Source organism: Pseudomonas sp. AM4(2022) (assembly GCF_036346515.1).
Classification (GTDB): domain Bacteria; phylum Pseudomonadota; class Gammaproteobacteria; order Pseudomonadales; family Pseudomonadaceae; genus Aquipseudomonas; species Aquipseudomonas paracarnis.
On record NZ_JAOTNW010000004.1, the window covers coordinates 15,582 to 36,335 of the forward strand.

At 61.2% G+C, this 20,754-nt stretch carries 16 protein-coding genes; 7 read left to right on the forward strand and 9 right to left on the reverse strand.

Going from position 1 to position 20,754, the window contains the following annotated elements; genetic code table 11:
• Positions 1–145: 145 nt before the first annotated feature.
• The 4 genes from pabB to rloA all read right to left on the reverse strand — a co-directional run bounded on the left by pabB (position 146) and on the right by rloA (position 4,652).
• The gene (gene pabB, locus ODQ19_RS06770) at positions 146–1,489 is read right to left on the reverse strand and encodes an aminodeoxychorismate synthase component I (protein ID WP_330209645.1); all 1,344 of its coding nucleotides are present in this window, start codon (positions 1,487–1,489) and stop codon (positions 146–148) included.
• A gap of 101 nt (positions 1,490–1,590) precedes the next feature.
• Positions 1,591–2,577 (reverse strand): alpha-L-glutamate ligase-like protein, encoded by a 987-nt coding sequence (locus tag ODQ19_RS06775; protein WP_003193326.1) that lies wholly within the window; start codon positions 2,575–2,577, stop codon positions 1,591–1,593.
• On the reverse strand, positions 2,577–4,109 hold the full coding sequence (rloB, locus tag ODQ19_RS06780) for an osmotic stress tolerance membrane protein RloB (protein ID WP_003193324.1): 1,533 nt from the start codon (positions 4,107–4,109) through the stop codon (positions 2,577–2,579). Before rloB ends, ODQ19_RS06775 begins: the two co-directional genes overlap by 1 nt.
• Positions 4,110–4,127: 18 nt before the next feature.
• Complete coding sequence (rloA, locus tag ODQ19_RS06785; RefSeq protein WP_014719501.1) at positions 4,128–4,652, reverse strand: retropepsin-like aspartic peptidase RloA; 525 nt, start codon at positions 4,650–4,652, stop codon at positions 4,128–4,130.
• A 270-nt stretch (positions 4,653–4,922) separates the two neighbouring features.
• Between rloA and ODQ19_RS06790 the strand changes: the two genes are divergently transcribed.
• From ODQ19_RS06790 to prpD, 6 genes are all read left to right on the forward strand, one after another.
• A complete protein-coding gene (locus ODQ19_RS06790) occupies positions 4,923–5,636 on the forward strand; it encodes a GntR family transcriptional regulator (protein WP_003193321.1) in 714 nt (237 codons plus the stop codon).
• A complete protein-coding gene (gene prpB, locus ODQ19_RS06795) occupies positions 5,633–6,526 on the forward strand; it encodes a methylisocitrate lyase (protein WP_003193320.1) in 894 nt (297 codons plus the stop codon). Before ODQ19_RS06790 ends, prpB begins: the two co-directional genes overlap by 4 nt.
• A 156-nt stretch (positions 6,527–6,682) precedes the next feature.
• Positions 6,683–7,810, forward strand: a complete 1,128-nt coding sequence (gene prpC, locus ODQ19_RS06805; protein ID WP_014719499.1) for a bifunctional 2-methylcitrate synthase/citrate synthase — start codon at positions 6,683–6,685, stop codon at positions 7,808–7,810.
• A 183-nt stretch (positions 7,811–7,993) separates the two neighbouring features.
• Positions 7,994–10,588 carry a Fe/S-dependent 2-methylisocitrate dehydratase AcnD gene (acnD, locus tag ODQ19_RS06810; RefSeq protein ID WP_116667089.1) on the forward strand — a complete coding sequence of 865 codons (2,595 nt, stop codon included), beginning with the start codon at positions 7,994–7,996 and terminating at the stop codon, positions 10,586–10,588.
• A gap of 11 nt (positions 10,589–10,599) precedes the next feature.
• Positions 10,600–11,790: a 2-methylaconitate cis-trans isomerase PrpF gene (prpF, locus tag ODQ19_RS06815; RefSeq protein WP_330209646.1), complete on the forward strand. Its 1,191-nt coding sequence runs from the start codon at positions 10,600–10,602 to the stop codon at positions 11,788–11,790.
• 198 nt (positions 11,791–11,988) lie between these two features.
• On the forward strand, positions 11,989–13,473 hold the full coding sequence (gene prpD, locus ODQ19_RS06820; RefSeq protein ID WP_330209647.1) for a 2-methylcitrate dehydratase: 1,485 nt from the start codon (positions 11,989–11,991) through the stop codon (positions 13,471–13,473).
• A gap of 133 nt (positions 13,474–13,606) precedes the next feature.
• Here prpD and ODQ19_RS06825 read toward each other — a convergent pair whose 3' ends face one another.
• From ODQ19_RS06825 to ODQ19_RS06845, 5 genes are read right to left on the reverse strand one after another with little or no spacing between them, the layout of a single operon-like run.
• Positions 13,607–14,341, reverse strand: a complete 735-nt coding sequence (locus tag ODQ19_RS06825; RefSeq protein WP_330209648.1) for an alanyl-tRNA editing protein — start codon at positions 14,339–14,341, stop codon at positions 13,607–13,609.
• 2 nt (positions 14,342–14,343) lie between these two features.
• On the reverse strand, positions 14,344–15,336 hold the full coding sequence (locus tag ODQ19_RS06830) for a serine O-acetyltransferase (protein WP_116667084.1): 993 nt from the start codon (positions 15,334–15,336) through the stop codon (positions 14,344–14,346).
• A gap of 37 nt (positions 15,337–15,373) precedes the next feature.
• Positions 15,374–16,288 carry a PLP-dependent cysteine synthase family protein gene (locus tag ODQ19_RS06835; protein WP_330209649.1) on the reverse strand — a complete coding sequence of 305 codons (915 nt, stop codon included), beginning with the start codon at positions 16,286–16,288 and terminating at the stop codon, positions 15,374–15,376.
• 16 nt (positions 16,289–16,304) lie between these two features.
• Positions 16,305–18,167, reverse strand: a complete 1,863-nt coding sequence (moeB, locus tag ODQ19_RS06840) for a molybdopterin-synthase adenylyltransferase MoeB (protein ID WP_330209650.1) — start codon at positions 18,165–18,167, stop codon at positions 16,305–16,307.
• A gap of 23 nt (positions 18,168–18,190) precedes the next feature.
• Positions 18,191–19,135, reverse strand: a complete 945-nt coding sequence (locus ODQ19_RS06845) for a DMT family transporter (RefSeq protein ID WP_330209651.1) — start codon at positions 19,133–19,135, stop codon at positions 18,191–18,193.
• Positions 19,136–19,244: 109 nt separating this feature from the next.
• Between ODQ19_RS06845 and ODQ19_RS06850 the strand changes: the two genes are divergently transcribed.
• Positions 19,245–20,669 carry an aminotransferase-like domain-containing protein gene (locus tag ODQ19_RS06850; RefSeq protein WP_330209652.1) on the forward strand — a complete coding sequence of 475 codons (1,425 nt, stop codon included), beginning with the start codon at positions 19,245–19,247 and terminating at the stop codon, positions 20,667–20,669.
• Positions 20,670–20,754 lie beyond the last annotated feature (85 nt).

The window sequence follows — 20,754 nt, forward strand, 5'->3', positions numbered from 1 at the left end:
GTCGCTTCATGTGATCCTTCACAGGTGGCGGGTGGACGGTCGATCCGGACGCTATCTGCAAGCGTCTATCCCGTCCACAGCGGTTCTGATTCAGGCTTTTTCTATCGCATGGCGTTCTACTCCAACGCTAGGAAGGGGCTGTGCCCTACAGATTTTCCAACGTTTGTAACAACACCCGCACCTTCGTCAACGATTCCTGATACTCCGCCTGCCACTCTGAATCCGCCACAATCCCACCGCCACCCCAGCAACACACCTGCCCGTCCTTGACCAGCAAGCTGCGAATCGCGATGGAGCTGTCCATCTCGCCGCGCACGTCCAGGTACACCAGCGAGCCGCAATAGAGCCCGCGACGGGTGGGTTCAAGCTCGTCGATGATTTGCATGGCGCGAATCTTCGGCGCGCCGGTGATGGAGCCGCCGGGGAAGCTGCCGGCGATCAGGTCGAGGGCGTCTTTGTCGTCGGCCAATACGCCGGTGACGCTGCTCACCAAGTGGTGCACGTTGGGGTAGCTTTCCAGGCTGAACAGCTCCGGCACTTTCACTGAGCCGATTCGGCAACTGCGGCCGAGATCGTTGCGCAGCAGGTCAACGATCATCAGGTTTTCTGCGCGGTCCTTGGGGCTGGCGAGCAACTCAGCGGCGTTGGCAGCGTCCTCTTGCGGTGTTAAACCGCGAGGGCGGGTGCCCTTGATCGGGCGGGTTTCCACCTGACGCTCGCTGATGCGCACAAAGCGTTCCGGCGACAGGCTCAGCACCGCGCCGTCATCGGGCAAACTCTGGAACCCGGAAAACGGCGTCGGGCAGGCTTCGCGCAGCGCGCAGTAGGCTGCCCATGGATCGCCGATGCACGGCGCGCGAAAGCGTTGGGCAAAGTTGACCTGGTAGCAGTCGCCGGCCTGGATGTAATCCTGGATGCGAATGATGGCCTGGTGATAAGCCTCGGCGCTGAGGTCCGGGACCATGGGGGCGCGGAGCTTGAAGTTCGTCGGTGTATCGCTTTGTGCCTGACTGAACACGCTGATCAAGCGTTGCCGCTCGCTGTCGGCCAGCGCAGGGTGAAAGACCAACTGGCTGGTTTGCACTTGGTGATCGCTGACCAGCGCCCAGGCATAGAGCCCGAAGCGTGCATCCGGCAGATGCAAATCATCCGCGGCCAGGTGTGAAACCTGCTCCAGGTGCCGACCAAAGTCATAGCTCAGGTAACCGATCAAACCACCGGCAAACGGTAATTCATAGCCGTCAGGCAATGTCGCTTGACCCAACTGAGTCAGGTTCTTGCGCAAGCGTTGCAGGAAATCACCGCCACTTTCGTCCGGCCCTACCGTCAGGGTCGCTTCGGGCCAGGCACTGAGCAGGTCATACCGGCCGCGAACAGCCATCGGGCGGCCGCTGTCGAGCAGCACCGCACCAGGGGCGTGGCGAATGACCGCAAAGAACTCGGCGGGATTGGCCCGGTAGGGCAACGGGTATACGGAACAGGTCGACATGCGGGGGTGGATCAGCCAGTGGCGCGGGGGAGGGGGATTGTAGTCCCCTGTAGGATTTGCTCCTAGAGGGGATGTCGGGGATAGACAGCTCGAAGACCGGATCAGCCTTCCACGGGCGGTATATGCCCGAACATTTCCTGCACGAACTTCACACGCTCTTCCGGCGTTTCTGTCACGCCGGCAGCCTTCAGCTCTTCCAACCGTGCCTCCACCGCATGGGTGCGCAACGTCAGGCCGCAGTCGTTGGCAATCTGGATGTTCAGCCCAGGCCGTGCGTTCAGCTCAAGGATCAGCGGGCCTTTTTCCTGGTCCAGCACCATGTCCACGCCGATATAACCCAGCCCACACAGCTCATAGCAGCCGGCGGCGAGCTTCATGAAACCGTCCCAGTTGGGCAGTTGCACGCCATCCACCGCGTTGGTGGTGTCGGGGTGCTTGGTGATGATGTTGTTCAGCCAGGTGCCGCGCAGGGTCAGGCCGGTGGCCAGGTCTACACCCACGCCGATCGCGCCCTGGTGCAGGTTGGCCTTGCCGCCGGACTGGCGGGTGGGCAAGCGCAGCATCGCCATCACCGGGTAGCCCATCAGCACGATGATGCGGATGTCCGGCACGCCTTCATAACTGATGCTCTTGAAGATCTGGTCGGGCACCACGCGGTACTCGATCAGCGCGCGGTCGCGGTGGCCTCCGAGGGAATACAGGCCGGTGAGGATGCTGGAAATCTGGTGCTCGATCTCCTCATGGCTGATGATTTTGCCGGACACCGTGCGGTAGCGCCCTTCAAACCGGTCGGCCACCACCAGGATGCCGTCGCCGCCGGCGCCCTGGGCGGGCTTGATCACGAAGTCGCTGCGCCCACCGATAATCTCGTCGAGCTTGTCGATTTCCTTTTCGGTGGAGATCACCCCGTACATTTCCGGCACGTGAATGCCTGCCGCCAGCGCCCGTTCCTTGGTGATGATCTTGTCATCCACGATGGGGTACAGGCTGCGCTTGTTGTACTTGAGCACGTAGTCGGCATTACGCCGGTTAATGCCCATGATCCCCCGCGCTTCCAGGGCCTTCCAGGTCTTCCAGAAGCCAAACATCAAGAATCAGCCTTCAGGAACGCCTTGAAACGCACCAGCTCGGTAAGGCGATAGCCGCGGTAGCGACCCATGGCCAGCATGAAGCCCACCAGAATCAGCAGAATCGCCGGGAAGGTGAACACGAAGTAGACCAACTCCGGCACGCTCATGATCAGGTGCGCCAGGGACGCGGCGAACAGCGTGCCAATCGCCACTTTCAGTGCATGGTTGGCACCACGCTCCTCCCAGGTGATCGACAGGCGTTCGATGGTCATGGTCAGGATCACCATCGGGAACAGCGCCACCGACAAGCCGCGCTCCAGCCCCAGCTTGTGGCTGAACAGGCTGATGGCGGCAATCAACACCACCACGAAGGTCAGCACCACCGACAGCCTCGGCAGCATCTGCAGTTTCAGGTGTTCAAGGTACGACCTGAGCGACAGGCCCAGGGCCGTGATGATCGTGAACAGCACAATCCCGAAGCCCAGTTGGGTCTCACGGAACGCCAGGGCGATCAGCACGGGGGTGAAGGTGCCCAAGGTTTGCAGGCCGATCAGGTTGCGCAGGATCAAGATCACCAGCACGCCAATCGGGATCATCACCATGATCATGAAGGTCTGCTGGGTTTGCAGCGGCAGGCCGTACAGCGAGTATTCGAGGAAGTTGGCGTCGGTGTTTTCGTCCGTCAGCTTGGCCAGGCGGATGGCGTTCATCTCGCTGTTGTTCAGGCTGAAGGTCACCATGGCTTTCTTGCCGCCATCGACGGTGATCAGGTTTTCATCGCCGGTCCACCACAGCAGGCGGTCGGCGGGCAGGCCCTGTTCGCCAGTCTCCGGGTTGAAGTACAGCCAGTCGTTGCCGTTGAAACTGCGCAGCCACAGCTCCGGGGTTTGCGGCTGGTCGGCCACCAGGCGGATGGTGTGGACTTTCTCTACTGGCACGTGGGCGATGGACAGCAGCAGTTCGACGATCTTGGCTTTGTGCGGCGTCGAGGGGTCGCCGGCCAGCAGCAACTTCACATTGTCGTCGTTGAGGTTGTTGGTGCGCTTGATGGCTTCACTGATAAAGGTTTCGACGTCGGCCGAGTGCTGGCGGATCGGGGCCAGCAAGGCTTCGGCGGCGATTTTCTCGGGGCCTTCCACGGCGATGCTGTCGCGGAAGGTCGGGCCTTTGATCTTGACCTTTTCGCCGCTGTAGCGCTTGGTCAGCACCAGGCGGTAATAGAGGGTCTGGTTGCCCTTGGCCCGGCGCGCCGACCAGGTGACCTTGCGGTTGCCGTCGATGCGGTTGACGCTCACCCCGTAGTTGTTGGAGATAAAGCTCTCATTGAGGCTGACGAAGTCGCGGCTCAGGGGCGGCACGAACATCTGGATCTTGACCGGGTCTTTCGGGTTGGCGACGAACTCGACCTTGGCGTCGATGTTCCACAAGTCGTCGGTAGCATCTTCGGTGACGGGAATTCCCAGCACGAAGATCTGATAGGCGGTGACCGAAATGCCCAGCACCACCAGCAAGGTGATCAGGATTTTCAGGTGCAGGGTCAGAGAGCGCATTCGGTTTACTCGGCGGTATTAAGCGTCGGCGGCGCAGGCGGGTTTGCCTGCTGCATATTTAAGACTGGGGTCGACCAGCGCATCAAAGCGTTTCAAGGCTTCGGAGCCAATCAGCAGCGGGTATTGGAATGCGCTGCGGTCAGTCAAGTTCACTTCGATGCTGCGTAAAGCACTGCCCATGCAGATATCCAGCGCAATCACTGGGCGGGCGGTGTAGTTCTTGTCCTCATCGGGGTCGTAGTCGCCGGCGCGGCGCTTGATCTTGCTGACACGCGCCAGGGGCAGTTCGATGGGGTGGGAATGGGCGGTGTCGATGGCCAGGTAGAAGCGTACCCAGGATTCGCCATTGCGCTTGAAGCGCTTGATATCGCGGGCACTCAACGAGGCGGTCTTGGCGCCGGTGTCGAGTTTGGCCGCCACTTCCAGGTCGATACCTGCAAGCTTGGCGTATTCATTCAGGCCGTACACGGTCTTCTCGGCGCCAGCGCCAAGGCTCGGTATGCACAGCAGGCACATCACTAGTAGGTAAGGCTTGAGTCTCATAAATCCTGAGGCAGGGCAGTGCACTGTTCATTTCATGGCGACTGGCATTGCTGCGCAATCTCGGGTGCGCCCTTTCATCATCTGATGTCAGGCAAAAGCGGCGGGCATTCTAACATGATGCTTTTTTGGCGCCAGCGCTGGCAGGCGGCCATGCCTTGGCAAGTGAATGATGGGGTTATTAGACGATTGTCGACAATGTGTATTTATTCTTTGACTGTTAGGGGGATATTGGCTAGTTTTTGCGGAATTGATTTTAAAGGTGTCGACAATATGTTGGAGCAACTGGAAAAACCAGCGGTGGCACCAGACGATTCCCAGACCATGTCGGAGAACGTCTTCCGGCGTATCCAGGCCGCCATCGTCAAAGGCGAAATCGCCCCCGGCAGCAAGATTTCCGAGCCGGAGCTGGCGCGCACCTACGGCATCAGTCGCGGCCCGCTGCGCGAAGCGATCCATCGCCTGGAAGGCCAGCGCCTGCTGGTGCGGGTGCCTCATGTCGGCGCACGCGTGGTGTCTTTGAGTCACGCCGAGCTGGTCGAACTGTATGAGATTCGCGAGTCCCTGGAGGGCATGGCCTGTCGCTTGGCCGCCGAGCGCATGACTGACGCAGAGATCGAGGAACTGCGCCAGGTGTTGCACACCCACGAACGGGACGCGGCGTTCCAGGCCGGTGTCGGCTATTACCAGCAGGAAGGCGACTTCGATTTTCACTACCGCATCATTCAAGGTGCCGGTAACCGCACCCTCACCCAAATGCTCTGCGGCGAGCTGTATCAACTGGTGCGCATGTACCGCATCCAGTTCTCCGCTACCCCCAATCGTCCACGCCAGGCCTTTGCCGAGCATCACCGCATTCTCGACGCGATTGCCGATCGCGACGGTGAACTGGCCGAACTGTTGATGCGCCGGCATATCGGCGCCTCCAAACGCAACATTGCCCGTCACTTCCCGGACGGTGCGCCTTCATCACGAGGTGAGTCATGAGTTCCAACAACAACAGCACTCCCGGCCAGCGTTTCCGTGACGCCGTCGCCAGTGAACAGCCCTTGCAAGTGGTGGGCGCCATCAACGCCAACCATGCGCTTTTGGCCAAGCGCGCCGGCTTCAAGGCGATTTATCTGTCAGGGGGCGGTGTAGCCGCCGGCTCCCTTGGCGTGCCGGACCTGGGCATCACCGGCCTGGATGACGTGCTCACCGACGTGCGCCGCATTACCGACGTGTGCGACCTGCCGCTGCTGGTGGACGTGGACACCGGTTTCGGCTCCTCGGCGTTTAACGTGGCGCGTACCGTCAAGTCGATGATCAAGTTCGGTGCCGCCGCCATCCATATCGAAGACCAGGTCGGCGCCAAGCGCTGCGGTCATCGCCCCAACAAAGAAATCGTGTCCCAGCAGGAAATGGTCGACCGCATCAAGGCCGCCGTGGATGCGCGCACCGATGACAGCTTCGTGATCATGGCGCGTACCGACGCTCTGGCAGTCGAGGGCCTGGAATCCGCCCTGGAGCGTGCAGCCGCGTGCATCGAGGCCGGTGCCGACATGGTGTTCCCGGAAGCCATCACTGAACTGGAGATGTACAAGCTGTTCGCCTCCCGCGTGAAGGCGCCGATCCTGGCGAACATCACCGAGTTCGGCGCCACACCGCTGTACACCACCGAACAGTTGAAATCTGCGGATGTTTCCATTGTGCTGTACCCGCTCTCGGCTTTCCGTGCCATGAACAAGGCCGCCGAGAATGTCTACACCGCGATCCGTCGCGACGGTACCCAGCAGAACGTGATCGACACCATGCAAACGCGCATGGAGCTTTACGATCGCATCGACTACCACACCTTCGAGCAGAAGCTCGACGCGCTGTTCGCCGCAAAAAAGTAATTGCACTGTAGGAGCGAGCTTGCTCGCGAAGATCGCCAACGATAACGCGAGAAACCTGGAGAAACGCGGTGCCCTTGCGTTTTTCGCGAGCAAGCTTGCTCCTACAGGGTGTGAGCTGGACGGCTCCCTGAATAATTACAAAATTGGAGAAGAACCATGGCTGAAGCAAAAGTATTGAGTGGTGCTGGCCTGCGTGGCCAGGTCGCCGGGCAGACTGCACTGTCCACCGTGGGCCAGGCCGGCGCCGGCCTGACCTACCGTGGCTACGACGTACGCGAACTGGCCGCCGACGCCCAGTTTGAAGAAGTTGCCTACCTGCTGCTGTACGGCGAACTGCCAACCCAGGCCGAGCTGGCCGCGTATAGCAACAAGCTGAGCAAACTGCGTGACTTGCCCCAGGCTCTGAAAGAAGTGCTCGAACGCATCCCCGCCGACGCCCACCCGATGGACGTGATGCGCACGGGTTGCTCGTTCCTGGGCAATATCGAGCCGGAGAAAGACTTCAGCGTGCAGCGCGATGTCACCGACCGCCTGCTCGCCGCGTTCCCGGCGATCATGTGCTACTGGTATCGCTTCAGCCACGACGGCCAGCGCATCGACTGCGTGACCGACGAGCCGAGCATCGGTGGCCACTTCCTGCACCTGCTGCATGGCAAGAAACCGAGCGAGCTGCACGTCAAAGTGATGAACGTGTCGCTGATCCTCTACGCTGAACACGAATTCAACGCTTCGACCTTCACCGCACGGGTGTGTGCATCGACATTGTCCGACCTGTATTCCTGCGTCACCGCTGCCATCGGCTCTCTGCGCGGCCCGCTGCACGGCGGTGCCAACGAAGCGGCGATGGAAATGATCGAGCGTTTCTCCTCGGCCCAGGAAGCGGTTGAAGGCACCCTTGGCATGTTGGCGCGCAAAGACAAGATCATGGGCTTTGGCCACGCGATCTATAAAGACAGCGATCCGCGCAATGAAGTGATCAAGGGCTGGTCGAAAAAACTCGCTGACGAAGTGGGCGACACCGTGTTGTTCCCGGTCTCCGAAGCTATCGACAAGACCATGTGGGAACAGAAGAAGCTGTTTCCCAACGCCGATTTCTACCATGCGTCGGCGTACCACTTCATGGGCATCCCGACCAAGCTGTTCACGCCGATCTTCGTATGCTCGCGCCTGACTGGCTGGGCCGCGCATGTGTTCGAGCAGCGGGCCAACAACCGCATCATTCGTCCAAGCGCCGAGTACACCGGCGTTGAACAGCGCAAGTTCGTGCCAATCGAACGTCGCTGAATGGGATGGGCTGTGTTCGCTGGCTAATGTGCTTTTTTGTGGGAGCTGGCTTGCCTGCGATGGCATCACCTTGGTGTACCTGTCACACCGCAGTGATGCCATCGCAGGCAAGCCAGCTCCCACAGGAAACAAAGCCAGTGTCGACAGTTCACCTTTCGAACTTACCGTGACCGAGTCCTGACGATGAACACTGAATTTCGCAAACCGCTCCCCGGCAGCCGCCTGGATTTTTTCGACGCCCGTGCGGCTGTCGAAGCAATCACCCCCGGCGCCTACGCCACGTTGCCCTATACCTCGCGCGTGCTCGCCGAGAACCTGGTGCGCCGTTGCGACCCGGCCACCCTCGACGCGTCCCTGAGCCAACTGATCGAGCGCAAGCGCGACCTCGACTTCCCGTGGTTCCCGGCCCGCGTGGTGTGCCATGACATCCTCGGCCAGACCGCCCTGGTCGACCTCGCCGGCTTGCGTGATGCCATTGCCCAGCAAGGCGGCGACCCGGCGCAGGTCAACCCGGTGGTGCCCACCCAGTTGATCGTCGACCATTCCCTGGCCGTCGAGGCCGGTGGTTTTGACCCGCAAGCGTTCGAAAAAAACCGCGCCATTGAGGACCGTCGCAACGAAGACCGTTTCCACTTTATCGAGTGGACCAAAAAGGCCTTCAAGAACGTCGATGTGATCCCGCCGGGCAACGGCATCATGCACCAGATCAACCTGGAGAAAATGTCCCCGGTGATTCAAGTGCGTGACGGCGTGGCCTTCCCGGATACCTGTGTCGGCACCGACAGCCATACGCCCCACGTGGATGCCCTGGGTGTGATCGCCATCGGCGTTGGCGGCCTGGAAGCCGAAAGCGTGATGCTCGGCCGTGCGTCGTGGATGCGCCTGCCGGAAAGCGTGGGCGTGGAATTGACCGGCAAGCTGCAACCGGGCATCACCGCCACCGATATGGTGCTGGCGCTCACCGAATTCCTGCGCCAGCAAAAGGTGGTCGGCGCCTGGCTGGAGTTCTTCGGCGAAGGGGCATCGGCACTGACCTTGGGTGACCGTGCCACCATCTCCAACATGGCCCCGGAGTACGGCGCCACCGCCGCGATGTTCTACATCGACGCGCAAACCATTGCCTACCTCAAACTCACCGGCCGCGAAGACGAACAAGTCGCCCTGGTCGAGCAATATGCACGCCACACTGGCCTGTGGGCGGACGACCTGAAAGGCGCGCAGTACGAGCGCAGCCTGAGCTTCGACCTCTCCAGCGTCGTGCGCAACATGGCCGGCCCGAGCAACCCCCACGCCCGCCTGGCCACCCGCGACCTGGCGTCAAAAGGTATTGCCGGCCAATGGGATGACGTGCCGGGGCAAATGCCCGACGGCGCAGTGATCATCGCCGCCATCACCAGTTGCACCAACACCAGCAACCCGCGCAACGTGATCGCCGCCGGCCTGTTGGCACGCAACGCCAACAAGCTTGGGCTGACCCGCAAGCCGTGGGTCAAGTCGTCCCTGGCGCCGGGCTCGAAAACCGTGGCCATGTACCTGGAAGAAGCGGGACTTGGCCATGAGCTGGAAAAACTCGGCTTTGGCGTGGTGGCGTTTGCCTGCACCACCTGCAACGGCATGTCCGGCGCGCTCGACCCGGTGATCCAGCAAGAGATCATCGACCGCGACCTGTACGCCACCGCGGTGTTGTCGGGTAACCGCAACTTTGACGGGCGCATTCACCCTTACGCCAAGCAAGCGTTCCTGGCGTCGCCGCCGCTGGTGGTGGCCTATGCGATTGCCGGTACCATCCGTTTCGACATCGAAAAGGACGTGCTCGGCCTGGACGCCGACGGCAAGGAAATCCGCCTGCAAGACATCTGGCCGAGCGATGAAGAGATCGACGCGGTGGTCAAGGCTTCGGTGAAACCCGAGCAATTCCGTGCGGTGTATATCCCGATGTTCGCCATCCACGAAGACACCGGGCCCAAGGTCACGCCGCTGTACGACTGGCGCCCACAAAGCACCTATATCCGCCGTCCGCCGTATTGGGAAGGCGCGCTGGCCGGTGCACGGCCGCTCAAAGGCATGCGCCCGCTGGCGGTGCTGCCGGACAACATCACCACCGACCACTTGTCGCCGTCCAACGCGATCATGCTGGACAGCGCCGCCGGTGAATACCTGGCGAAAATGGGCTTGCCGGAAGTCGACTTCAACTCCTACGCAACCCACAGGGGCGACCATTTGACGGCGCAGCGCGCCACCTTCGCCAACCCGAAACTGTTCAACGAAATGGTGCAGGAAAACGGCAAGGTCAAGCAGGGCTCTCTTGCGCGTATCGAGCCGGAAGGCAAGGTCACGCGCATGTGGGAAGCCATCGAGACTTACATGGAACGTAAGCAACCGCTGATCATCATCGCCGGTGCCGACTATGGCCAAGGTTCGTCCCGTGACTGGGCGGCCAAGGGCGTACGCCTGGCCGGTGTGGAAGCGATTGCCGCCGAAGGCTTCGAGCGTATCCACCGCACCAACCTGGTGGGCATGGGCGTGTTGCCCCTGGAGTTCCTGCCGGGCACCGACCGCCACACCCTCAAGATCGACGGCAGCGAAACCTATGACGTGGTCGGCGAGCGCACCCCGCGTGCGCAACTGACCCTGGTGATCAACCGCAAGAATGGCGAACGTGTCGAGGTGCCAGTGACCTGCCGCCTGGACACCGCCGAAGAAGTGTCGATCTACGAGGCCGGTGGCGTGTTGCAACGTTTCGCCCAGGACTTCCTGGAATCAAAGGCGACCGCCTGAAGAGGATTACCATGGCACACGTAGCGCAAATCAAGATCCCCGCCACCTACATGCGTGGCGGCACCAGCAAGGGCGTGTTCTTCAGCCTTAAGGACCTGCCCGCAGCGGCGCAGGTGCCGGGCCCTGCACGTGACGCCTTGTTGCTGCGGGTGATTGGCAGCCCTGACCCCTATGACAAGCAGATCGACGGCATGGGTGGTGCCACGTCGAGCACCAGCAAGACCGTGATCCTGGCCAAAAGCAGCCGCGCCGATCACGACGTGGATTACCTGTTCGGCCAGGTCTCCATCGACAAGCCATTTGTCGATTGGAGCGGCAACTGCGGCAACCTGTCGGCGGCGGTGGGCTCGTTCGCCATCAGTGCCGGCCTGGTCGATGCGGCCCGCGTACCCCATAACGGCGTGGCCGTGGTGCGGGTGTGGCAGGCCAATATCGGCAAGACCATCATCGCCCACGTGCAGATCACCGACGGCGCGGTGCAGGAAACCGGCGACTTTGAACTGGACGGCGTGACCTTTCCGGCCGCCGAAGTGCAGTTGGAGTTCATGGACCCGGCGGCGGAAGAAGAGGGCGGTGGGGGTTCGATGTTCCCGACCGGCAACCTCGTTGACGACTTGGAGGTACCCGGCGTCGGTACCTTCAAGGCCACGTTGATCAACGCCGGTATCCCGACGATTTTCATCAATGCCCAAGACCTGGGCTACACGGGTACTGAGCTGCAAGGCGCGATCAACAGCGACCCCAAGGCCCTGGCGATGTTCGAGACCGTGCGGGCGTATGGCGCGCTGCGCATGGGCCTGATCAAACACCTGGACGAAGCCGCCCAGCGCCAGCACACGCCCAAAGTGGCGTTCGTCGCCAAGCCTGCCGATTACGTGGCCTCCAGCGGCAAGGCGATCAAGGCCGGCGATGTGGATCTGCTGGTGCGCGCCTTGTCGATGGGCAAACTGCACCACGCGATGATGGGCACTGCGGCGGTGGCGATTGGCACGGCGGCGGCGATTTCCGGCACTTTGGTTAACCTGGCGGCAGGCGGCGTGGAGCGCAATGCCGTGCGCTTCGGGCACCCGTCCGGCACCTTGCGCGTGGGGGCCGAGGCCAGCCAGGTGGACGGTGAGTGGGTGGTGAAGAAAGCCATCATGAGCCGCAGCGCGCGGGTGTTAATGGAAGGCTACGTACGCATCCCAGGCGACGCTTTCTAAAGGTCTACGCAGAGCCCCTGTGGGAGCGGGCTTGCTCGCGAAGGCGGTGTGTCAGGCACTGAAATGCTACTGAACCACCGCCTTCGCGAGCAAGCCCGCTCCCACAGGGGGCGCTATTTCAAGGCTGGCAATCAGACCGGCCATCACACCATTAATCGTAAGCCCGAGGATTATCACCCACCTTTTAGGAGAACTGCCATGAGCGCTAACGTCGACCAGAACAACCGCCCCGACTACGACCAGGTTTTGCAGGACATCGCCGACTACGTCTTCAACTACCGCATTGACTCTGAGGACGCCCTGGATACCGCCCGCAACTGCCTGATGGACACCCTCGGCTGTGGCCTGCTGGCCCTGCGCTTCCCCGAGTGCACCAAGCACCTGGGGCCGATGGTGGAGGGCACCGTGGTGCCGTTCGGTGCACGGGTTCCGGGCACTTCGTTTCGCCTGGACCCGGTCAAGGCCGCCTGGGATATCGGTTGCATCGTGCGCTGGCTCGACTACAACGACACCTGGCTCGCCGCTGAATGGGGTCACCCTTCGGACAACCTTGGCGGCATCCTCGCCGTGGCCGATCACCTGTCGCAAAAGCGCCTGGCCAATGGCGACGCGCCCCTGACCGTGCGTGCAGTGCTGGAAGCGATGATCATGGCCCACGAAATCCAAGGTGTGATTGCTCTGGAAAACTCCTTCAACCGTGTAGGTCTCGACCATGTGTTGCTGGTGAAAGTCGCTACCACGGCGGTCACCGCCAAGCTGATGGGTGCCAACCGCGAGCAGCTGCTATCGGCGTTGTCCCACGCCTTTGTCGATGGCCAGGCGCTGCGCACCTATCGCCATGCGCCGAATGCCGGTTCGCGCAAATCCTGGGCCGCAGGCGATGCATCGAGCCGCGGCGTGCGCCTGGCAGACATCGCCCTGCGTGGCGAAATGGGCATCCCCGGCGTGTTGAGTGCGCCGCAATGGGGCTTCTACGACGTGCTGTTCAGCCACACCAACAAGGACCTGGCGCTCAAGCCCGAGGACAAGCGCGCCTTCAGCCTGCCCCAACCCTACGGCACCTATGTGATGGAAAACGTGCTGTTCAAGATCAGTTTCCCGGCCGAGTTTCACGCGCAAACTGCCTGTGAAGCGGCAGTCGCCCTGCACCCGCAGGTCAAGCATCGTTTGCATGAAATCGACCGTATCGTGATCACTACTCACGAGTCGGCGATTCGCATTATTTCCAAGGTCGGCCCATTGGCCAACGCCGCTGATCGCGACCACTGCCTGCAATACATGACCGCCGTGCCGTTGGCGTTCGGCAACTTGGTGGCCGAGCAGTATGAAGATGATTTCCACGCGGCCCACCCGATCATCGATCAGTTGCGCGACAAGATGGTCATCGTCGAAGACCCGCGCTACAGCCGCGAATACCTGGAGGCCGACAAGCGCTCCATTGCCAACGCGGTGCAGGTGTTTTTCACGGATGGCACCTGCACCGAGCAGGTGGCGGTGGAGTACCCGATTGGCCATCGTCGCCGTCGGGTGGACGGCATTCCACTGCTGGAAGACAAGTTCAAGGCCAACCTGGCCACGCGCTTCACTGCACAACGCAGCGCCGAAATCTTTGCGTTGTGCAAGGATCAGGCACGGCTTGAGGCTACCCCAGTCAACCGTTTCATGGACCTGCTCACGATCTGAAAAACAACACAGTCACTGTAGGAGCGAGCTTGCTCGCGAAAAACGTCAACGATAACGCGTGCTTCCTGAGTAAGCGCGGCGCCTATGGGTTTTTCGCGAGCAAGCTCGCTCCTACAGAGGCAATGACGCAGGCTCAAGCCTGTCCAAACCGCAGTATCACCCGGCGGTTGTGCTTGCTCTTTTTCTCGATCTTCTCGCAGAACACCCGGCCGATTTCCTCGGTATTGAGCACATGGGTACCGCCGCAGGGCTGGATATCAATGCCGGGGATTTCAATCACCCGCACCGAACCCGAGATTACCGGCGGCGCAACCGCCTGGGTGCGAGTGATCTGCAGTAGGGTCGCGTACTCGGTGGCGGGCATCGACAGAGTTTTGACCGCGTGGGCTTGTTCGATAAGGGCGTTGAGGTCTTGGGTGAGGCGGTCTTTATCCAGGGTCATTTCTGGCAGATCGAAATCCAGGCGGCCTTTATCTGCGCTGATGCTGCAACCGGTCACGGGTGCGTCGATGAGCGAACACAGCAAGTGCAGGCAAGTGTGCATCTTCATGTGCTGGTAGCGCCGCTCCCAATCCAGCCCGGCGTCGACCTGAACGCCAGCGGCCAACTGTTCGGGGCAGTGGTCCACCTGGTGCCAGATGATCGAGCGCAACACCGGGTCGCGCACCGTGCCGGTCACTTGCACCCGTGTGCCATCGGCCAGGGTGAGGTGACCGGTATCGCCCGGTTGACCGCCGCCGGTGGGGTAGAACAGGGTGTGCTCCAGGGCGATACCCTGTTCGCTGACGGCAATCACCCGGGCGCTGAAGGCGTTCTGGTAGGGCGCGCTGTCAAACAGCGCCAGGGTTTCCATGGTATGCACAGACATGTTCAACCTCCGACGATCAATGGGGTGGCTTGCAAGAGGTGGCGCACCAGTGCGCTCAAGCCAGGGGGGGAGAGCAGGGTGATTTCAAATTCCGGCCCGCACACCTTCAGGTTCAGCGGCAGGCGTGGCAGTTGTTCGTCGTTGTCGAGGCGACGCAGGCGAAACTGCAGGTGGTGCCGCTCTTTCACCGTGGGTTCGAGCATCAGCCCTTGCAGCGGATGAAAGTCGGCGTCCAGCACGGTGACCTTGTGGCCGACACTCACTTCGCCCACCACGTGCAAGCGCTCATCCAAGGCAAAGGCGCCGAGGTAGTTGCTGTGGTCCGATTCATCGTTTTTTTGCAGTTGGATCTGGTTGACCACCTTGACCTTGGTGCCTGCCGGCACGTCCTGGGTAATCACGCAGGAGGGGCTGATAAACACGTTATCGCCGATCGACACGTAGCCCAGCACCCGGGCGCCGGCGCCGACTTCGACGTTGTTGCCCAGGCGCGGGTGGCGCTTGCCGTCCGGGTTGTTGGCAATGCCGCGAGCGCCCAGGGTCACGCCGCAGAGGATGTAGCAGTCGTTGCCGATCACGCAGGTTTCGCCGATGACCGTGCCGTAGCCATGGTCCAGCACAAAGCGCCGGCCAATGCGCGCTGCCGGGTGAATCTCGGCGCCGGAGAGGATCTTGCCCTGGTTACTCAGCTTGAGGGCCATGCGCGAAAAATCGCCGTGGTCAGCGCTCTGGAAATGCCACACCAGGTGCGCAAGGCGGTAGAACAGCACGGCCTTGAACGAGGCGTAGGATTCCAGGATCAACTCACCGCGCCCACGGGACGCGGGGTCGCGATAGGCATAGGCAATCAGGTCCTCGGCCACCGCCTGGGCGGCGTTCTGGATCAACGGCGCCAGGTGCGGCTCCAGCTGCTTCATCTGTCTGGGCGTCAAGGTGGTGATGAGGTGGGTGAGCAACTCATCGTGCAGCTGTTGCATGTCGATAAAGCCCCCCATGGAGACACCCCCGTATGTTGAATGGTTAAAAGCCCCGTTATTCGAAACTGGGCAGGTAGCTGTCAGCATTGTCGTAGACCATGGTCAACACCACCGTTTCAGGCGGCAGTTCGGGGGCAAGTTGGGCGATGGCAACCATGTTGGCGGCCGAAGACAGCCCCAGGCTTATGGCATCGGTGCGCATGATGCGTTTGATCATGTCCAGGCAATCGGCGTGCGACACCTTGAGCATGCCGTCGATCACGTCCAGGTTGAGGATGCTGGGGATCAGTCCGATCGACAGGCCCTGGATCCTGTGCGCCGCGTGCCGGTCTTTGAGCAGGTCGCATTCTTCCGGTTCTACGCCCATCACTCGCAGCGCGGGCCAGGCGGCCTTGAGGGTTTCGCCGATACCGGTGATATGGCCCCCGGTGCCAATGCCGCTGACGAAGTAGTCCACGCGCTGTTCACCGAAGGCGCGAAGGATTTCCGGGGCGGTGGTGTCGCGGTGGGTTTGGGGGTTGGCGCCGTTGCGTTGCTGGTTGAGCATCACGTAGTTGGGGTTCTCCAACTGCAGCTCCATGCACTTTTCACCGTGGGAGTTATTGCCCAGGCGACTGTCGGACAGTACTACCCTGGCGCCGTACAGACGCAGCAGCTTCTGTTTTTCCGGGCTGTAGTTGTCAGGGATCACCAGCACCACTTTGTAGCCCAGCACATTGCCGGCCATTACCAGGCCAATCCCGGTGTTGCCGCCACTGGGTTCGATGATGGTCTGCCCGGAATCACGGATCAGCACACCGCGGCGCTCGGCATCCAGGATCATGCCCAGGGCGATGCGCGCCTTGTGGCTGCCGCCGGGGTTGAGGGACTCCAGCTTGGCGTAGACCTCGATGCCGAGGTCTTCGGAAAACTGGGTCAGACGCACAATCGGCGTTTGGCCGATGACGTCGAGAATGGAGTTATGCAGCATCAGCACGTCCCCGCTCTCAGTACAACGGCATGTCAGGTTCGACGTCGCGAACCCAATGTTTCATGCCGCCCTGCAGGACTTTGGTGTTGGCAAAACCGGCTGCCAACAGGGTGCTGGCGGCTTGCTCGGCGCGGGTGCCTGCGTAGCAGATCAGGTAGTGAGTGTTGTCGCGGCTCAGGCTGGCGAGCTGCCCATCCAGCTCCGCCAGCGGGATATGTACCACGCCCGGTAATTTGCACACTTCCAGTTCGCTGGCGTCACGCACGTCCAGCAATACATCGGCGCTGCTGGGGTGTTCGAGCACTTGCTTGAGCACCTGGGGCTTGATGTAGCGTTCCGCGGCCAGGGAGGGCTGGCTCGGTACGGCATCGGCGCAGGTGGCCGGCGCAACGGTTTCGCTACGGCGCAGGTCCGAGCAGCAGGGGCAGTCAGCGCGGCGCTTGAAGCGGATCTCACTGAACTTCATCGCCAGCGCGTCGAAGCGCATCAAGCGGCCGGACAAGGGTTCGCCAATGCCGATCAGTAATTTGATCGCCTCGGTGGCCTGGATCATACCGACCACGCCCGGCAACACGCCGATCACACCGCCCGCGCTGCAATTGGGCGCCAGCTCAGCGGGCGGGGCCTTGGGGAACAGGCAGCGATAGCACGGCCCACCTTTATAGTTGAGCACGCTGATCTGCCCGTCGAAACGGTAGATGGCGCCGTACACCAGGGGTTTACCCAACTGCACACAGGCGTCGTTGACCAGGTAGCGGGTGTCGAAATTGTCGGTGCCGTCGATCACCAGGTCATAGGCGCCCACCAGTTCCAGGGCGTTGTCGCTGTTGAGTGCGGTGTTGTACGCGTTGATCTGGATATGCGGATTGAGGTCCAGCAGGCGCTGCTTGGCTGACTCGACCTTGGGCATGCCCAGGGTGCTGTTGCCATGCACAATCTGGCGTTGCAGGTTGCTGCTTTCCACCACGTCAAAGTCCACCAGGCCCAGGGTGCCGATGCCGGCCGCCGCCAGGTAGAGGCTGATGGGCGAGCCCAGCCCGCCGGTACCGATGACCAGTACCTTGGCTTTCTTCAGGTTCAATTGGCCTTCGCGTCCGACGCCCGGCAGGGTGATGTGACGTACATAGCGCTGCACTTCTTCGTTGCTCAGGGTGTCGATGTCCATGCCGCCTGAGGTGGCGAGCAACACTTCAATCCGGGATTTCGGCGGCAGGGCTTCATCGGCTTCGATCAGCGCCTCCTCGGCGGTAAACAGGAAGTGTTCCTTGAGCTGGTTGTTCTTTTCATGGAACAGGTGCTGACGCAATTGGGGGTGATGGGTGCAGAGATTTTCAATGACTTCGCGCAATGTCGATCCGGCGCCCTCAAGGGTCGATTCCGGCAGCTTGGCCACGCGAACCAGAATGTCGGGGAAAGAGACAGCGTTCATGGACAACTCCGTGTGCAGGTCGTTGAAAGGTTGAAGGGAGAAATGCTTGCCATCCCAGGCAAACAGCTTGGAGCCCAGGGCCTGGCCCTGACGGACATCCACCACCAAGTAGCTGACGGGGAAGATCGGCTCGCCCAGGAACAGTGCCTTGTCCTGGTCTTCGTCACTGAAATAGGCGCCCACATCCGGGTGTGAGTGGTAGATCACCACCACCGGGTTGTCGCTGCGAAACGCCTTGTTCATCAGCAGGGTGTCGGCCACCGAAAAGGTGTAGCCGTTGGCCGCGCTGCGTGGGTACATCTGGGGGTTCTTGCGGTGCAGCTCATTCTGGATATTGCTGCCCAGGTACACGCTGCCGTCGGCGAAGACGAAACCACAGCACTCCTCGGGGTAGCTGCGGCTGGCGTGGGCGTAGATCTGTTCCAGGGCGGTGGGGCGGAGGACGTCCATGTTTCTCTCGCGTTGGTTGAGGGTCACTTTTTCTTGGCCATGAGTTTTTCGATCGGCAACTTGGTGATCGCAAAGCCGACCAGCAGGATCGCCGAGTACAGCATCAGGTCGCGGGAAATTTCCACGCCTTCGTACCAGGCACCGATGATGACCGCGAACACCGGGAAGATGATGAAAACGAACGACAGGATGATCGGGCTCAGGCGCTTGAGCAGCATGAAATACACAATGAACCCACCCACCGAGGCCACCAGCCCCAGGTAGAACAGCGCGCTCCAGGAGCGCAGGGTGATGGCGTCGAACGTCGGTGTTTCAAACCACAGGCCGGCCAGGAACAGCATCAGCCCGGCAATGCCGATGGGCAGGGTGTTGTAGGTGATGACGCTGATGGCGCTGCCTTTTTGCTTGGTAATGACATAGCACAAGGCGTGCATGATCGCGGCGCTCAGAATGGCCAGCACCCCGAAGAACTCGGCGTGGTCCAGGTGCAGGCCCTGGCTCTTGATGATCATGTAAAGGCTGCCAAAACCGATGCCGATGCCGACCACCTGGGAGAAATAGATGCGCTCGCGCAGGAACAGCGCGGAGAAGATCAGGATGAACACCGGCATGCAGCTGAACAGCAGGGCGGTGAGGCCCGACGACACATGCATTTCGCCGTAGTTGAGCAAATAGTAGGGAATGCTGAAGTAGGACAGGGTCACGAATACGAAGAACCAGCGGCTTTCCCGGGGAAACAGGATCGGCTCACGGCGCACCATGGCAAAACACAGGAACAGCGGAAACGCGATGAGAAAGCGCAGGCCGGCGGATGTCAGCGGCGGCACGCTCTCGACGGCGATCTTGATGCCCAGCCACGTGGTGCCCCAACTCAGGCACACGATCAGGAACATCACGCTGGTCACCAGCCCGGCGAGCCACTGTTTTTGCGTTTTTGTTTTTGCAGTGTTTTCGAGAACGGCGGACATTGGCATCGTTTATTGCTTCCCTGAGCCGGAATTGAACTCTATATTGAACTTGTAATGAGTTATGTTTATCGGCGATTGAACCCGTAAAAGCACACTATTAGGGCGAAAGATGGCTGTCAAAACAAATATTGACATGGTGTCAATTATGCGTGAGGGCTTGTCCAACGGGCAGGGCGTGAAGTACAAGCGCCTGTCCGATGTGATGGAACGGGGCATCCTCGAAGGCTTGATTGAACCGGGACGAAAACTGCCGCCCCATCGGGTGCTTTCCGACAATTTAGGCGTGACCATCGGCACCATCAGCCGGGCCTACGGTGAACTGGAGCGCCTGGGCCTGGTGGTTGCACGGGTCGGTGACGGCACCTTCGTGCGTAAGCGTGGGATGGAGCGCCAGCGTGATGAGGGCTTTCGCAATTTCAGCGAGGAGCCGCGCCAGTACTTCGACATGAGCCGTAACATGCACATTCCCGGGCAAGAGACGGTATTTCTCGCCCAGAGCTTCCAAACGCTGTCGACCAACGCCAAGTTCCTCCAGGACATCAGCGCCTACACCCCGGACGCCGGCCTGCCGCGTTACCGTGAAGCGGGCGCGCAATGGCTGGTGCAGCGCGAGTTTCATCCGATTCCCGAGCAGGTCATCTGCGTCAACGGCGGCCAGCACGGCTTGCTGTGCGCCATGATGGCGCTGCTGCGCGCTGGCGATACGGTGGTGACCGAGCAACTGACTTACCCAGGGCTGATTACCGCCGCGCGCATGTTGGGGGTGCGGCTGATCGGCCTGGAGATGGACGAGGAAGGTGTGCTGCCCACGGCGCTGGATGAGGTCTGTCGTAATCACCGGATTTCGGCGCTGTACTGCACGCCGACTATCCAGAATCCGACCACCGCCGTGTTGTCGATTGCGCGCCGCGAAGCCTTGGCCAGGGTGTGTCGCGAACATAACCTGCTGATTCTGGAGGACGAAGCCCACGGTGTGCTGGTGGAGGACCGTCCGCCGCCGCTCAGCTATTTCGCGCCTGAGCGTACGATCTTGATCAGCAGCCTGAGCAAGGCGGTGTCGGCTGGTTTGCGGGTGGGCTACGTGCATGCGCCGCCGGCGCTGGTCAGCCGTATTTCTGCGGCGCTGCGTTCGACCTGCTGGATGGCCACACCTGTGACCCTGGAGCTGGCAACCCAATGGATTGAAAACGGCACGGCGGAATATTTGTTGCGTCAGCAGATCAACGAGATCAGCCGCCGCAAGACCTTGGTCGAGGATTTATTGACCGGCCTGGCTTATCGCACCCACCTCAACAGCCCGCACTTCTGGATCGAAGTACCGGAGCCCTGGCGGGCCTCGGAAATCGAGGCGGAGCTCAAGCAGAACAACTACCTGATCGCCACTGCCGAGGCGTTTGCCGTGGGGCAGACAGCGGTGCCGCAGTTTATTCGGGCGAGTATCTGCAACACGTCGGGCGATGATCAGTTATTGCGCGAGGGGTTTGATGCGCTGGCGACGGCGTTGGGGCAGGGAGGCGGGCGGTTTCATCTGTAAATTCGCGTTACCGTTCATCGCAGGCAAGCCAGCTCCCACAGGGGAACGCATTCCAACTGTGGGAGCTGGCTTGCCTGCGATAGCG